Source organism: Actinoplanes sp. HUAS TT8 (assembly GCF_051380535.1).
Classification (GTDB): domain Bacteria; phylum Actinomycetota; class Actinomycetes; order Mycobacteriales; family Micromonosporaceae; genus Actinoplanes.
The window spans coordinates 326,464-340,234 of sequence record NZ_CP195646.1; the positions used below are offsets into that span (position 1 = coordinate 326,464).

Annotated in this window: 11 protein-coding genes; 2 read left to right on the forward strand and 9 right to left on the reverse strand. The window is 66.6% G+C overall.

Annotated elements, in window-relative coordinates; translation table 11 throughout:
* Positions 1 to 392: 392 nt before the first annotated feature.
* Positions 393 to 971: a hypothetical protein gene (locus tag ACSHV8_RS01410; protein ID WP_436528571.1), complete on the reverse strand. Its 579-nt coding sequence runs from the start codon at positions 969 to 971 to the stop codon at positions 393 to 395.
* Between the two features lie 389 nt (positions 972 to 1,360).
* Between ACSHV8_RS01410 and ACSHV8_RS01415 the strand changes: the two genes are divergently transcribed.
* Positions 1,361 to 3,628, forward strand: a complete 2,268-nt coding sequence (locus ACSHV8_RS01415) for a hypothetical protein (RefSeq protein ID WP_436528573.1) — start codon at positions 1,361 to 1,363, stop codon at positions 3,626 to 3,628.
* Positions 3,629 to 4,216: 588 nt separating this feature from the next.
* Here the strand turns inward: ACSHV8_RS01415 and ACSHV8_RS01420 are convergent.
* The 8 genes from ACSHV8_RS01420 to ACSHV8_RS01455 all read right to left on the reverse strand — a co-directional run bounded on the left by ACSHV8_RS01420 (position 4,217) and on the right by ACSHV8_RS01455 (position 12,278).
* Positions 4,217 to 5,374 carry a site-specific integrase gene (locus tag ACSHV8_RS01420; RefSeq protein WP_436536653.1) on the reverse strand — a complete coding sequence of 386 codons (1,158 nt, stop codon included), beginning with the start codon at positions 5,372 to 5,374 and terminating at the stop codon, positions 4,217 to 4,219.
* A 47-nt stretch (positions 5,375 to 5,421) separates the two neighbouring features.
* Positions 5,422 to 5,661, reverse strand: a complete 240-nt coding sequence (locus ACSHV8_RS01425; RefSeq protein ID WP_436528575.1) for a helix-turn-helix transcriptional regulator — start codon at positions 5,659 to 5,661, stop codon at positions 5,422 to 5,424.
* Positions 5,662 to 6,264: 603 nt separating this feature from the next.
* Positions 6,265 to 7,449 carry a DUF3631 domain-containing protein gene (locus ACSHV8_RS01430; RefSeq protein ID WP_436528577.1) on the reverse strand — a complete coding sequence of 395 codons (1,185 nt, stop codon included), beginning with the start codon at positions 7,447 to 7,449 and terminating at the stop codon, positions 6,265 to 6,267.
* Positions 7,446 to 8,717 carry a bifunctional DNA primase/polymerase gene (locus tag ACSHV8_RS01435; protein ID WP_436528579.1) on the reverse strand — a complete coding sequence of 424 codons (1,272 nt, stop codon included), beginning with the start codon at positions 8,715 to 8,717 and terminating at the stop codon, positions 7,446 to 7,448. The genes ACSHV8_RS01430 and ACSHV8_RS01435 overlap by 4 nt, the downstream gene beginning before the upstream one ends.
* Positions 8,718 to 8,849: 132 nt before the next feature.
* The gene (locus tag ACSHV8_RS01440) at positions 8,850 to 9,281 is read right to left on the reverse strand and encodes a hypothetical protein (RefSeq protein WP_436528581.1); all 432 of its coding nucleotides are present in this window, start codon (positions 9,279 to 9,281) and stop codon (positions 8,850 to 8,852) included.
* Between the two features lie 35 nt (positions 9,282 to 9,316).
* Positions 9,317 to 11,164 carry a DNA polymerase gene (locus ACSHV8_RS01445; protein ID WP_436528582.1) on the reverse strand — a complete coding sequence of 616 codons (1,848 nt, stop codon included), beginning with the start codon at positions 11,162 to 11,164 and terminating at the stop codon, positions 9,317 to 9,319.
* Positions 11,161 to 11,427, reverse strand: a complete 267-nt coding sequence (locus ACSHV8_RS01450) for a hypothetical protein (RefSeq protein WP_436528584.1) — start codon at positions 11,425 to 11,427, stop codon at positions 11,161 to 11,163. The genes ACSHV8_RS01445 and ACSHV8_RS01450 overlap by 4 nt, the downstream gene beginning before the upstream one ends.
* Positions 11,424 to 12,278 (reverse strand): hypothetical protein, encoded by an 855-nt coding sequence (locus tag ACSHV8_RS01455; protein WP_436528586.1) that lies wholly within the window; start codon positions 12,276 to 12,278, stop codon positions 11,424 to 11,426. Before ACSHV8_RS01455 ends, ACSHV8_RS01450 begins: the two co-directional genes overlap by 4 nt.
* Positions 12,279 to 12,427: 149 nt before the next feature.
* On the opposite strand from ACSHV8_RS01455, the gene ACSHV8_RS01460 reads away from it, so the two are divergent.
* Complete coding sequence (locus ACSHV8_RS01460; RefSeq protein WP_436528588.1) at positions 12,428 to 13,417, forward strand: hypothetical protein; 990 nt, start codon at positions 12,428 to 12,430, stop codon at positions 13,415 to 13,417.
* The last annotated feature ends 354 nt before the right edge of the window (positions 13,418 to 13,771 follow it).

The window sequence follows — 13,771 nt, forward strand, 5'->3', positions numbered from 1 at the left end:
CGCCAGACTCCTGTGGAACGACAACCTGCGCGAGTGTCACTAGCGCCGTAGCTGTGATCGTTAGCGTTGCTATCGCCACTGCCGCCTGCCAAGGGAGGCCAATTCTGTCGCTAAGAAAAGCGAAGACTCCATTGAACCCCAGGACTTGTAATGTTGACCTCAAGCTGCCGTCACCGCCGAAACATTTCCCCGACGGCGGATACCCAACGGAGAGCATGCTCTCGGTGCGTTGGCGCCATGACGGGGTAAATCGCGCCATGTGAAAACCGCTGTGCGGATAACTCTTGTAAGCACAATAAGGCCTGACCTCTTCGGTCTTGGCCGGTGCTCAAAACCGACAATGCGCAGCAGCTACCGGGTGCGCGAGCGTGAGAACGCAAGGATACCACGCGTTAAGGGCGCTTTACCTCTTTGGCATAGACGACCCGGCGCTTTCCGGTCGCCAAGTACCGTTCAATGTCCGCGTAGTCGAGGACAGCAGTCGTGCAACGACACTGCAGCGTTGCCTCGTCTCGGCGAAGTTGCTCGAGAAGGCACACGACCGGCTCCTCACGGTTCGTCCGCCGCCGCTGCTCCCATGTTGCCGACCACTCGGTGTCGCCCATCCAGCCGTAATCCGGATGGTAGTGGCTCGCCAGCACGCCGCCCGCGGGCTGCGTTTCCACTGAAGTGAGGGGGCCGACACCGAGCAAAACCAGTCCCACAGGGGTCGTAAGGACCTCACTGATCGTGTGATTCCTCCGGCAGACGATTGCCAGCACCCGGAACCTGGACCGCCTCGTGGACCTCAGGATTACCTGGAGAGCGTCACGGGCGGTGAGACTCTCCGGGCCCGCGTTGAGGAACTCCTGGTGAGCGAAACTGCTGCTCCGCGCCTTGGTCGCCCGCCACTCGCGAAGCTGCTGCGGGCTCGGCTCGCCCTGGGAGTTCCTGTAGGACTCGTAGTCCTCAACATCATCTGCGTAGCTCACGGAGGCCGCTCTCCTCTCGATCCGCAGCCGCTGCGCCAAGATCCCGTGGCGTCGACGTCTGCGAACGGAACGGCTTGCCAGCGTCGCCGAACACCCGCAAAGCGACCCCTAAGTTTCCCGCTCGCGGGTCAGGACCGGACGTCAACGAGGCTACAACGAACCGTCAACTCGATGAGCTCCCGGACTCGATACATGCTGTCTCGGGCGCAGCCCGCCGCCGCCAAACGAGCGGCCTGGCTGAATACCTTGCCGCCAGCCCTAGTAGCGACCAACGACCGGCGCAGAAGCGAGGCACGGCACCCTCGTCAACCTGCCGAGGAGCCGCCGCCGCGTGAGGCTCCGTACGGCGCCGATTCAGGAACTGACTGACCACGTCAGATAATGGCGAGGTGACCCGCCTCGAGTACGACCTGGACAAGTTGGGGTGGCGCGCCTTCCAAGATCTCTCCGCGGTAATCCTGCAGGTCGTGCTGGGACAGACCTTCCACACCTTCGCCGACAGCAACGACGCAGGACGCGACGGCGCCTTCTTCCTCCGCTGGAGGACCGATGCCGGCCCTGCACTGGAAGAGCTCGCTCATGTCGAAGCCGTCACAGCCCAGTGCAAGTTCAGCGCTCAGGGAAGCGGGACGCTCACACCGTCCATGCTGACCAACGAGATCGCCAAGATACGCCAGCTGAAGAAACGAAAGCTGTGCGATGCCTACCTTCTGCTAACCAACCTCGCGGTGACCGGCAGCACGGACGCATGGCTCAAAGACCAGTTACGCACGATCGGCGTGGAGCACTGCCTGGTCCTCGACGGCCAGTGGATCTGCCAACAGATCAGCCGACGGCCGGACCTGCGGCGGTACGTACCGCGCGTCTACGGGCTGGGCGACCTCGGCAAAATTCTCGACGATCGACGACTACGACAGGCCCGCTCCTTACTCAGCCGCCTCCAGTCGGACCTGGCAACCTTCGTTCCGACCGAGGCATACCGACAAGCGGCCGACGCCCTGGCCGACCACGGGTTCGTTCTACTACTCGGTGAGCCGGCCTGCGGGAAGTCGACCATCGCGGCGACACTGGCACTCGCCGCCCTCGACAATTGGAAGTGCGGCGTCCGCAGGGTCGACTCCGCAGAAGAACTCGTCTCCACCTGGGATCCCGACGAGCCCGATCAGCTGTTCTGGATTGACGATGCCTTCGGCGGCATCCGCCATGACGCCGCACTCACCGACGGCTGGTCTCGGCGCATGGACCAAGTGATGACCGCGGTCGGTCACGGCGCCCGGCTCATTCTGACCAGCCGCGACTACATCTACCGCGACGCTCGCCCCTACCTGAAGGAATACGCCTACCCACGGCTACGCGAACAGGCAGTCGTGGTCGACGTGACGGGCCTGACTACCGCCGAGAAGCGACAGATTCTGTACAACCACCTGCGCGCGGGTGACCAAACCCGAGAAACTCTCCAACGGTGGCGTCCCCACCTACGAAACGTCGCATCTGTGACGCCCTTTCAGCCCGAGGTCGCACGTCGACTTTCCTGGCGGGGCTTCACGCGCCAGCTGCAGAACAGCGAAGAACAACTCGTCCGGTACATGGAACGCCCGTTAGCCTTCCTGAACGACGTCCTGAGCCAGCTCGACGCGGGCCCAAGGGCAGCGCTGGCATGCGTGTACCTGGCCGGCAACGAACTCGCTGCGCCGGTGCACTTCACCCCAGCGCTAGAGGGGGCCGTTCAACGACTCGGGGCTAGCCAAAGCAGCACCCTGAACGCCTTCGCAGCGCTCGACGGCACATTCTTGCAGCTATCGACCGACGCTCACGGTGACCCCGTCTGGCGATTCCGCCATCCCACCATCCGCGAAGGCTTCGCCGCCGTCATCGCCGCCGATGTCAACGCAGTAGGCATTTTCATTGACGGACTGTCCGACGAGGAACTCCTCCAGCAGATCGATTGCGGCGGCGCGGTCACCCGCGGCACACTCGTTCGTGTTCCCGCGAGCCTGTACGGGCGGGTCGTGCCGAGGGTCGTAGTCCCGCCATCACGGAAAACATGGCCGAATCCATTCGCGGTGTTCCTGCAGAACCGATGCTCAGACGAGTTTCTTCGAGCTTGGGGCCGCGTCCACAGGTCGGACTTGGACCGGCTTCTGCGCATCGGACCTTACCTCAGTGCCTGTTGGGAGCCCCGCGTTCTTGGTTCCTTGCATCGGGCAGGAGCACTACCGGACGACGTGCGTCGCAAGGCGGTCGAGCTCCTGGCCGCTGAGGCCACGCAGATACTGGACGGTGGGTGGCTGAAAGAACCTGTAGCCGCGCTATTTACCGCTAAGGAACGCGACGCGCTGCTGGCCGAGATTCGCGCCGACATCTTGCCGAACCTCGAAGACGAGGTCGACAACTCGGCCGATGGCTTCGACAGCGACACTGAACCAGAAACGCGATACGAAGAGGCGAGAAGCGCGATCTCGGCGTACAAGAAGGCATTCGCCAAGGACATCGACGCGATCGCCCTGCTAGATGCCGCCGAAGCGTATGTGACTCGGCAGATCGAATGGTCTGACTGGGAGGCGTCCCCGTCGCCGCCGCTGTCCGCACGTACATCGGGTCAGCCAGAGACCTTCGGCGGCCGCGACGAGTTCGACGACATCGCCGATGGGCGCTGAGATGGTGGTGACATCAGGTCCACGCCATGCCGTGTGCATGTCCGTGACTGCAGCAAGGGATCTACACCCACCCTCTGGCTAATTGCCGGAGGTGTATTATTTGGTGTAGAGCGATTCGACCTTTTCTGTCGGGAGGCGACTCCGCAGCGGGGAGCGACGGCCCTTCTCATGGGCGGTCAAGTGGTCGAGCGCGATAAGGTGAAATGACCTTGTTGGGCGTTGGCCGGCACGCCCGGAACGATCACAGGCATTTGGTCGCGTTTTTCTGCTTGAAGTGATTGATGCAACGTCGATGTATTTGACGTCAGGCACAGCACTTGACTGGCTGTGGTCACACGCCTGGTCACAGCGTTGATCAGCTTCTTCGGGATTGGGTGAAATCGGGCGGCACGACGGTGCCGTTCTGTCCATTTCTGCGCACATAAAAGCACATGCTGACACTGCTTAACCGAATTGTAATGCGACTGGGGGTCAAGGGGTCGCAGGTTCAAATCCTGTCAGCCCGACCGATCAATAAGGGCCGCGGACGAGGGTAAAAACCCTGGTCAGCGGCCCTTATTAATTCCCTTCCTGATCGAGATATTCCTACTATGCGACTCTGAGTTGGGGACCATCTGGGGACCGCGGGGCCTTCAGATGGGCGCTGAGCGCGTCGCCCGCCTCGTCGATCGAGCGCTGATCCGGGTGTAGGTACCGCTGCGTGGTGGACAGCGAACCGTGCCCGGCGATCTTGCGTAGCACGTGCACCTTGACGCCGGCGTCGGCCATCCACGTCAGACCTGTGTGCCGAAGGTCGTGTCGCCGTAGGTGTTCGTAGCCCATCGCGGTGACCACCTCATCCCAGTGCGTCGCATCCCGCAGAACCGCTGTGCTGATCCGGCCGCCGCGCGGGCCGGTGAACAGCCGTGTGTCCGGCCCGGCCGCGGAGTTCAGCCGTTCGACGACCATGGGCCGGACCTCTTCGATGATCGGGACCTTGCGAGCCCGTTTGCCTTTGGTGCCCTTGTCGATCAAGCCACCGGGGCCGGGTGTGGTCTGCCGTCGTACAGTCCACGTCCACGTGCTTCCGTCGATGTCGCCGGCGCGGATGCCGGACACCTCGCCGATGCGGGCCGCCGTACAGCCGGCAAACGTGACGACGTGCCCCCACCCGGTGAAGTGGCCGTGCGACCGCGCGACCAGCGCATCCGCCAGGGTGACCAGCGTTTCCCAGTCCGGCAGCGCGAGCGAGCGCGGGTCGTCCAGCTCGTCCTCGGCCTGCTGGTACTGCCGTTGCCAACCCTTCACCTGCCCGACGTTGCGATCAACCAGGCCGTCGCGCACGGCTTGTTCAAGCACCCTGACCAGCATGGCGAGGGTGTTCTTGATGGTTGACCGGCTGCACTCGTCCTCGATCCACGAGTAGACGGCCCGGTCGACCACGCCGTTAGTGATCATTCGCACGGGGATGTGACCGAGACTCGGCACGATGCGGAGTCGCCAACCGGCGAGGTATGGATCGAGGGTCTTGCGCTCCAGCCCGCGGATGGCTAGCGGCATCACCTCCGTGCCGTAGTCGACCAGAGGCTGAGTGGCCGCCGCAGGGTTGATCCCGCCGCTAGCTGCTCGCACCATGTCGTCGATCCAACCTTGAGCCTCTTCCGGCGTAACGGTCGACTTCGACTTGGACCGCTGCTCACCGGTTGACGGATCAGTCCACCGCACGCGTGCCTTGTACGGCTTCGGTCGCCCCTCGCGGAACTCCACATCGGAGCGGATCGAGACACCGAGGGGTGGGCGTTGTGCGGTGCTGGTCACGCGGCCTCCGGGGTGATTCGACGGCTGGCCAGCCATGCGCGGACGTCCTCGATCGAGTACATGATCACGCGTTCGGATAGCTGGATATACGGCGGTCCCTGGACCGGTCGAGCAGTACGCCACCGTCGGATGCTCGACGGGTCGACTCGCAGCATCTTCGCCAATTCTTCCGTAGTGATCAGTTCGGCGTCGGTCGGGGCAGTCGGCTCGGCGCCATTCAACAGCCTGAGTCGCATGGTGAGTGCCTCCGTGGAGAGCAGGTCTGGGCCGCGCAGAACGGCCCTCACGCCTGTTCTGCGCATGGGGTAGTTCAATCGGGCCTAGGAGTGAATCCATCTCAGCCAGCGTCTGAGCGGCCCGCTGAGAACGTCGTGGAGCCAAGATCTGAGCGCTCCTAGGGTGGATGGATACGCCGATTCGGCAGCGTGAACCTCAGCGGCCCGGCTTCGGGCTCGATCGTTAGACCCCCGTCCGTACGGCTTGTAGGGGTGCTGGTGGAGGAGGCAAGCCGTACAAGCCGTACGCGATCTCCGTTTCCGCAGCTCAGACTGCGTACGGCTTGCAAGGGCCGTGTACGGCTAAGCCGTACGCGAGGCTGTCCGGTACGGCTTAGCCGCCAGGGTGAATTTTGCTCGGACTTGCTCTGACCTGCGGTGATGCGGTTCTGCGGAGATCACGTACGGCTTGGTGCGCGTACGGCTTGCCGGGGTACTGGTGGAGGGGTCAAGCCGTACAAGCCGTATACGATCTCCGTTTCCGCAGATCAGACTGCATACGGCTCACAGAGATCGTGTACGGCTAAGCCGTACGCGGCTGATAGGCGGCGATCGGTGTACGGCTTAAGCCGTACGGTGCTGGAAAAGCCGTACGTTGTCTGAGCTGGGGTTTTGGGGGTCCGGGTACGGCTTGTACGGCTTGTACGGCTCGGGGGCGGGTTTCTCCTCGGGCGGGCAGTAGCGCCGCCAGGCGTCCTCGAACGCGGTTCGATGGAAGCCCTTGACCCGACCGGTGGGCGGCTCGAAGGTGATGTTCTCCGAGGCGATCTCGTACTCCTTGAGCAGCACGCCGAGCTTCATCGCGGTCAGCCCGGCGCCGCCGTTGTACTCGGCCCACGGCGCCTCGGGTAGCGCCTTCAACCGCTCCAGCAGCACCGTGCTCGGCATGCCGTCGAAGCCGGCGAACACGATACGGCAGTCGATCAGGACTCGGAGGCGGTCGGAGTACTCGGCGTCGCCCTCGCGGGCGGCGTTGAGCGCTTGCGCGGCGCGGCGGGCGCGTTCCGGCCAGTTGGCGCCGGCGAGGTCGGCGACCGCGATCAGCGGCTCCCACGTGTCGGCGGCCCGGTCCTCCAGCGGCATCTCGGGTTCGGCGTTCTCCAGCTCGGTCAGGTTCGGCCGCAGCCACGAGGCCAGGTCAGAGGCGAGGCGCCGCAGGACCGGGCCGTCGCGCTTGGACCGGAACGGGGCGACCTTCTCCGCGGCGGTCCGGCGGCGCATCTTCACGATCACGGCCCGGTCCTCGATCGTGTCGGGCATCGACCCGATCCCGGCCAGGGCCGCCATGCAAAAGGTGGGAATCTTCTCCAGCTCGCGGCTCTGGTGGTTCCACCGGATCGTCGGCCGGCCGCGCTGGTGGCCGGCGTTGAGCAGGCCACGAAGGTCCTCGTTGGCCTCGGCCTGCTTGCCGCCGAAGATTGTGTCCGCTTCGTCGAGCAGGATCGTGGGCGGGTCGGTCTCGGTGATCGAGCGGAAGATCGCCGCGGTGGAGGCGTTGACCGTCATCAGGGGCCGGTAACAGGTGCCATCGACGACGTCGAGCAGCCGGGACTTGCCGCACCGTTTTTCCGGGGCCTTGATCACGAGGCGGGGTGCGTGGGTCCATGCGTCCTGGGCGTGGGTGGCGGCGATCCACAGCACGGTGGCGTCGATCGTCTCGGGGTTCGGCATGATCAGGTATTTGGTGATGGCGGCGTGGAGGCGGTCGAGGACGGCCGCGCCGTCGGTGGGCGGGTCGGGTTCGGTCATGCGGCTACCCCTTCGATCGGTACCGCCTCGGCGCGGAATCCGCCGGTGATTGCGGTGGTGATGTTGTAGTGCGACTGTTCGGCGCGCTGGCCGGCGGCGTAGAGCGCGGCCCACGCGTCGACCGCGCTGATAGCGCCGGCGGCGACCATGCGGGCCACGCCGCGGGCGGCGCCGTAGAGGGTGACGCGGCGCCGCCCGGTCGGGGCGCGGTCGACGGCGCGCAGGTGTGCGGCGAGCAGGGCGGCGGGGTCTGAGATGAGCCCGCCGCTGCTGGTCGGGGTCGGTGCTGCGGGGCGGCTCACGGCGGGCGGCAGCTCGGCCGGGCTCGGGTTGCGCACGGTGGTGATTCCGGCCTGGTCGGCGAGGCGGGCGCATCCGCTGGCGCCGGGTGAGCGGTCGCGGATGAAGGCCAGGCAGAGATCGGGCCGGGTGGCGACCATGGCGGCGTTGCGAGCCGGTCCGCCCTGGCGGCCGGTGCTCCAGTCGGCCGGATGCTGCTCGGTGCTCACGGCGCGGTCGCGGCACCACTGGTCAGCGATGGCGTCCGCGCCCCGGGGGCAGGCGCCGTGCACGACGACCAGCGCCGCACCGTGCCGGGCGTGCAGCCGGTCGAGGACCGCCGTGATGGCAGCGACGTCGGTCCACGTGCGCGATCCGGTGAGCAGCACACGGAAAGGCCGAGACGGCGTTGCCGGCGGCGCCTCGGCGGGCCGGCACGCGGCGATCAGCGGCGGGCTCATCTCAATCACCGACCGGTCCCCCACCAGCCGGTACGGGCGCCTGGTGCCCGGATGGATCGAAGGCGGTGCCACGACGTACCCGCCCTCGGCCTTGACGTCGATGCCCGGGTACCCGCGGTGGTCGAGGTTCGTCGCGAGCGGGCCGCCGGGGTTGCGGTAGTACAGGTGCCAGCCGCCCGAGCCGGTAGCCACGCACCGGGTCGGCGGCATCAGCTCAGGTATCAGCCGGCCGCCGTTACGCGGGTCGATGTCGATCACCGCCAGGCCGGACGCGGCCCCGGTTCGTAGGGCCAGCAGCCCACCCCGGACGATCTCGTGCATGGCGCGGATCCGGTCCGGGTCGGTGGTGGCGGCGTAGAAGCCGTGGCAGGTCAGGTGCCCGCACCCGACCCGGTCGTGGTCGGGGTCGTCGGCAGGGCAGTCCCGGCAGTTGGCCACAGGGCGTTTGGTGCGGCCGAGCAGGAAGACCGGGAGGCCCTCGGCGGCGAGGGCGAGGGCCGCGGACAGCAGCGGGGCGGCGTCGGGCACGGCGCGGCTCCTTTCGCTTTTCAGAAAGGGTTTTCAGGCGGCGGAACGCCGTCCTTCTTGCGCTTGAGGACCATGCGCCGGGTGGCGTCGCGTCGAGATGCACGCGACGCCACCGATCGTGGTTGGGGTTGATCAGGCGGCGTCGGCGAGGGTCCGGCCGCCGTGCTGGTAGGACCGGGTCCGGTTGTAGGCGATCTTGCGGTCGTACTCGGCGGCCAGGTCGATGCCGAAGACGTCGCAGACGTCGAGCAGGCGGATCAGGACGTCGGCGAACTCGCTGCCCACGCCCTCGGGCTTGGGTTTGCTGTAGCCCTGGAAGATGGCCGGCTGGCACATCTCCGGCCGGGTCCAGATCTCTTGCCGCGGTTGGGTGGCGTCGGCGAGCCGGTGATCGCGGTACGCCTCCAGTGCTTCGGACAGCTCGCTGTGCAGCAGCGCGATGTAGTCGCCGAAGGTGTTCGTGCCCGGTCCGCCGTCGGCGGTTCGCCAGCCTTTCTCGATGTTGATCGTCCGGATCTCGGCGGCCATCTGCTCGATCGTCTTTCCGTAGCGTGCGTAGCTCATGGACCGGTACCTCTCTGAGATCGACTACGGGGTGATCAGGCGGCAGCCGCGTACGGGCTGCCGGTGGAAACGGGGAGGGGGACGACCTCGGCGAGTTGCCCACCCCAGCGCGGGCCGATGACTTTCGCGTCGGCCTCGATCGGCACACCGCGGAACGAGGTCGTCATGGCTGCTTGCAGCGCGCGGCGGGCGTCCTCGGCCAGGTCGGCGGGCACCTGCAGCACGATTTCGTCGTGGATGATCGCCCACAGGTAGGGATGCCAGCCGTCGAGCGCGCACAGCCGGTACAGCGACTCCACGAGCAGGTCCCGGGCAGTCGACTGGATCGCATAGTTGCTGTTGGCGTACGTGCGTGCCGGGTCGGCCGGGATCCGCCGGCGAGCGGCGTTACGCACCGGGTCCCGCTCGGCCATCGCCGCGCCGAACGCGGTGATCCGCGGGTACGCGCGTTTGAACCGCTGCACGACGTCGCGAGCGGTTCCGACGGACACTCCGGTCTGTTTGGCCAGGCCCGGGGCGCCGCCGCCGTAGATCGTGCCGAAGGTGGCCCGTTTGCTCAGCGTGCGTTGGGCGTCGGTGAAGCCGGGGCCCAACATCAGTCGGGCGGTGTTGTCGTGGATGTCGGTCCCGGCCCGGATGACCTCGATCAACCGGGGCTCGGCGGCGAGACCGGCCGCGACGCGAACCTCGACTGCCTTGAAGTCGCTGCCCACCAGCACCATGCCCGGCTCGGCCACGAAACAGCCGCGTAGCCGCGGGTCGTCCTTCTTGAACGTCTGCATGGCCGGCCACTTCACGCTCATGCGGCCGGTGTGCGCGGCGAGGGTGCGGTAGTCCGGGTGCACCCGGCCGGCCGTATCGGCGAAGCCGGGGAACCGGGCCAGGTTCGTGGCGAAGTTCCCGGTCTCGGCCATCCGCGTGGTCAGCGCGAGCATCCGGCCGACCTCCCCGCCCGGGTAGCGGGCGAGCAGGTCCGGCAGGGCGTCCTTGCTCGACAGCGACGGCCGGCCCGCGTCGGTGAAGTGCCGGAACTCGACACCGCGTTCGGCGAGCCAGTCCAGGCGTTTCGGGCTGGTCGCCTTGCACCCCATCAGCGCTTCGAGGTCTGCGCGGGCGGCCGTGTTGGCCTGCTCGAACTCGCCGCGCAGCGCGTGGGTGTAGTCGAGATCGAGGCGGATCCCGCGGATCTGCAACGCGGTGGTCTGTGCAGCTAGCCACAGCTCGACCGCGGGCAGATACCCGAGGTCGCCGAGCTGGTCGAGCAGCACATCGAGCAGGCGCCGGACGTAGATTGCGTCGAGGCCGGCGTAGACGACGTACGGTTCGGCGTCGATCGGCACGTGCGACCAGCCGTAGAGCGTCGGCCGGCCGCCCGCCCGCTGTCCGACCGGGGCGAGCGCGCGGAACAGGGCGTACAGGTCGTCCTCGGCGCGTTTGAGGCCGTCGTCGAGGTGCCGCTCGGTTAGCGACTTGAGCCCGTGATCAGCGGTCACACCCGGATCGAGCAGGCACGCCAGCACGTGGGTGTCGATCGCGCGGAGGCCGAGCGCGATGCCGAACGCGGCCCACACGGCGAGAACGTCGAAGTTCGTGTGCGAGACGAACCGGCACCGCTCGTCGCCGAGCAGACCCTCGATCATCCGCCGCTGTTCCGGGTCGGCGGCCCGCAGCACCATTGCCTGATCGGCGGTGGCGACCTGCACGAGCCGCACCCCGAAGGCAGGGCCGAAGAACCGCGGCCCGCCCTCGTCGATCGGCGTGGTCTCCACATCCAGCCCGAACAGCGTCGCCGACCTGGCGAACTGCTCGAACTCGGCCGGATCCGGATCGGCCACGACCCGCACCGGCCGTCCGCACACCTGCCGGTGGTAGATGGTGCTCACGCGACCACCTCGCCCGGGAAGCAGACCGGGCAGGTCAGCACGAACCCTGCCGGTGCCCGGTAGACGTGATCGGTACCGCAGCGCACACACGGCGGCGGCGCCGTCGGGTTGAGCAGACCGAGCAACCAGCCCATCTCACCGGCGACCGCGTGGTTGATCGGCCCGGGGTCACGTAGCACGGCGACCACCGCATCCTCGGGCGGGCGTTCCGGCTCGGGCTCGGGCAGCTCGAACAGCGCCAGCACTTCGACGCCGGCGGTCATGCTGCTCGCCTGCCCTCCGGGCCGGCCTCGATCGCGGCGAGCACACCGATCGCCCTACCCAGGTCGGCTTTCATGCCGGTCAGCGCAGGTCCGACCCGGTTGCAGGTGTCGATGATCGTACGGGTGTGCGTGCGGACGTGCCCGCGCCCGCCGCGTTCGAACATCCACCGGCGGTTGGCCAACCGTTCGGCGATCAGCTCGAACCACGGTTCGGCCATGGACCGGGCTTTCCCGGTGATCACGCTGAGGCTGCGCGCCAAGTGCAGCGCATCCGTGGCGTCCAGCGGAAGCGGCAGGTCGGCGAGGGTGGCGTCGAGAACACGCTCGACCCGCAGCACGGAGTACCGGGCGACGCAGTGCGGGGCTGGCACCGGGCTGATGCTGTGCAGGTTGACGCAGGTCAGCACGTGGCCGGGCCGCATCGGCTTGAGTTGCAGGGTCAGCGGTTGGTTGTCGCAGTTCTCGCAGATGCAGGATCCGTCGATGCGGTAGTCGCCGTGCTGGTCACGCAGGCTGCCGTTGTACTCCACCGGTTCCAGGTCAGTGATCACGCGGGCACACAGGTCGGCCGCGGTTTGCAGGGCGCCGTCCAGCTCGCCGCCGGTGCGGCTGGTGGTGTCGAGGTGGGCAGCGGCGGCCCGCCACCGGCGGTCGGTGCCGGCACTGCGACGGCTCGACATCGGCGGGTAGATCTTGTCAGCGAGGGTGGCCTCGGCCGCGGCGATCCCGCCAACCACCGAGGCGAGCGCGGTCAGCACGGCGTGCCGGCCGAGCGCGGTGTAGGTGAGGTTCGGGTCGGCCTGGAAGTCGTTGAGCAGGGCTACCACGGGCCGGGTGTTGAGGATGGCCATGCGGGTGAACTCCGATCTGATCAACAGATGTGCGGCAGGTGCCGATGTGTCGCGTGCGCCGGCCGGCACGACGCATGCCGCCGGCCAGCCGAGAGCAGAGAACGAGGGCGGGTAACCCGGCGTAGGTGCGGCTCGATACGGTCGGCCGCATGGGGATTGAGTGGGAAGAAGAGATCGGCGCGGTCCGCACCCGCAAACAGAACGCAGCGAAGTACGGCGGCGGCACCATGGGCGGGATCGAACCGTCTCGGACCAGCGACAACGTCTTCGTCTACTCAGATCCGTCGAAGGCCGTGCGGCACGGCTACAACTACGACGGGTGGGACCCCGATGACGAGATCTTCATGTACACCGGCGACGGTCGGACCGGCGACCAGACCCTGACCGGCGGGAACAAGTCGATCTATGAGCACCGGCAAACCGGGAAGGCGCTACGGCTTTTCATCGCCGACGGTGTCGTACCCGGCACCGGTACAAAAACCCACGTCTACCTCGGCGAATTCGAGCTAGACGAGCACCTGCCGTACACCCTCGAACGCTCCGAGGGCGACGACGGCCGCGACCGCGAAGTCTTCGTATGGCGACTGCGTCCGGCGGGCACGGACTACGTGCGGCGCGACAAGGACGTCTCCGACCTGGCCACGGAGGATCCCGCGCAGGCCAAGGCGTCAAATGTTGATGTTGACGAGCCGGATACCGGCCAGCCGGGAACCTCGGTCAATGTGCCGTTGGAGCAATCCGCCAAGGACTCCTTCGAGGTCTCGGCCACCGCAGCTCGTACCGCGTTCAAGCGGGAGAACGGGCTGGTCGAGCGGTACCGCAAACACCTTGAAGCCGAGCTACACGAAGTACAGCGCCGCAAGATCACACCCGCGGGTCAGCTGGTCTCGCTCTTCACCGACCTGTACGACATCACTGCCGGCGAGTTGTATGAGGCCAAAGGCACCGCCCGCCGTGACGACGTACGCATGGCCATCGGCCAGCTTTTCGACTACCGCCGACGGATGCCGGTTGACACGCACCTGACTGTGCTACTTCCGGGCCGGCCCTCTGCTGACGTGCTCGACCTAATACACAGTGTCGGATTCTCCTGCGTTTACGAAGCCGACACTGGTTTTCACCGCCTCACACCGCCTTGACGGTCAACGCGTCGCGCGTGGCCACGCGCGACGCGTAGGGATACAGACCAACGGAACTCTCGGACGCGAAGGAACGAATACCTGCTCCACTGCATATTCATGACGTGAGCTGCTCCGAAAAACGCACAGGCCGTGCGATGTTTCGACTAGTGAATTAATTTCACTTATCAGGCGTTGAATACCGACTTACCAGGGACAACAGACGTCACTGTCTGCGTATTCGGGTCGCCAAAGGCGCGCCAGATGACTTGTGGTCATGTCTGGTGCGTAAGCGTCCCGATATGGTGTGCCCACCTCCCATCGGGATCCGCGGGGCAGCCGACACGTGGGGTGGCCGCGTGGCCCCCGGGAAGG

What these genes read in the sequence shown, in the direction of transcription:
- ACSHV8_RS01425 (WP_436528575.1), bottom strand. Translation starts at nt 5,661, where the DNA reads ATGCGACTCAGGCTGTTGAATGGCGCCGAGCCGACTGCCCCGACCGAC.
- ACSHV8_RS01450 (WP_436528584.1), bottom strand. Translation starts at nt 11,427, where the DNA reads ATGACCGCCGGCGTCGAAGTGCTGGCGCTGTTCGAGCTGCCCGAGCCC.
- ACSHV8_RS01460 (WP_436528588.1), top strand. Translation starts at nt 12,428, where the DNA reads ATGGGGATTGAGTGGGAAGAAGAGATCGGCGCGGTCCGCACCCGCAAA.
- ACSHV8_RS01430 (WP_436528577.1), bottom strand. Translation starts at nt 7,449, where the DNA reads ATGACCGAACCCGACCCGCCCACCGACGGCGCGGCCGTCCTCGACCGC.
- ACSHV8_RS01440 (WP_436528581.1), bottom strand. Translation starts at nt 9,281, where the DNA reads ATGAGCTACGCACGCTACGGAAAGACGATCGAGCAGATGGCCGCCGAG.
- ACSHV8_RS01455 (WP_436528586.1), bottom strand. Translation starts at nt 12,278, where the DNA reads ATGGCCATCCTCAACACCCGGCCCGTGGTAGCCCTGCTCAACGACTTC.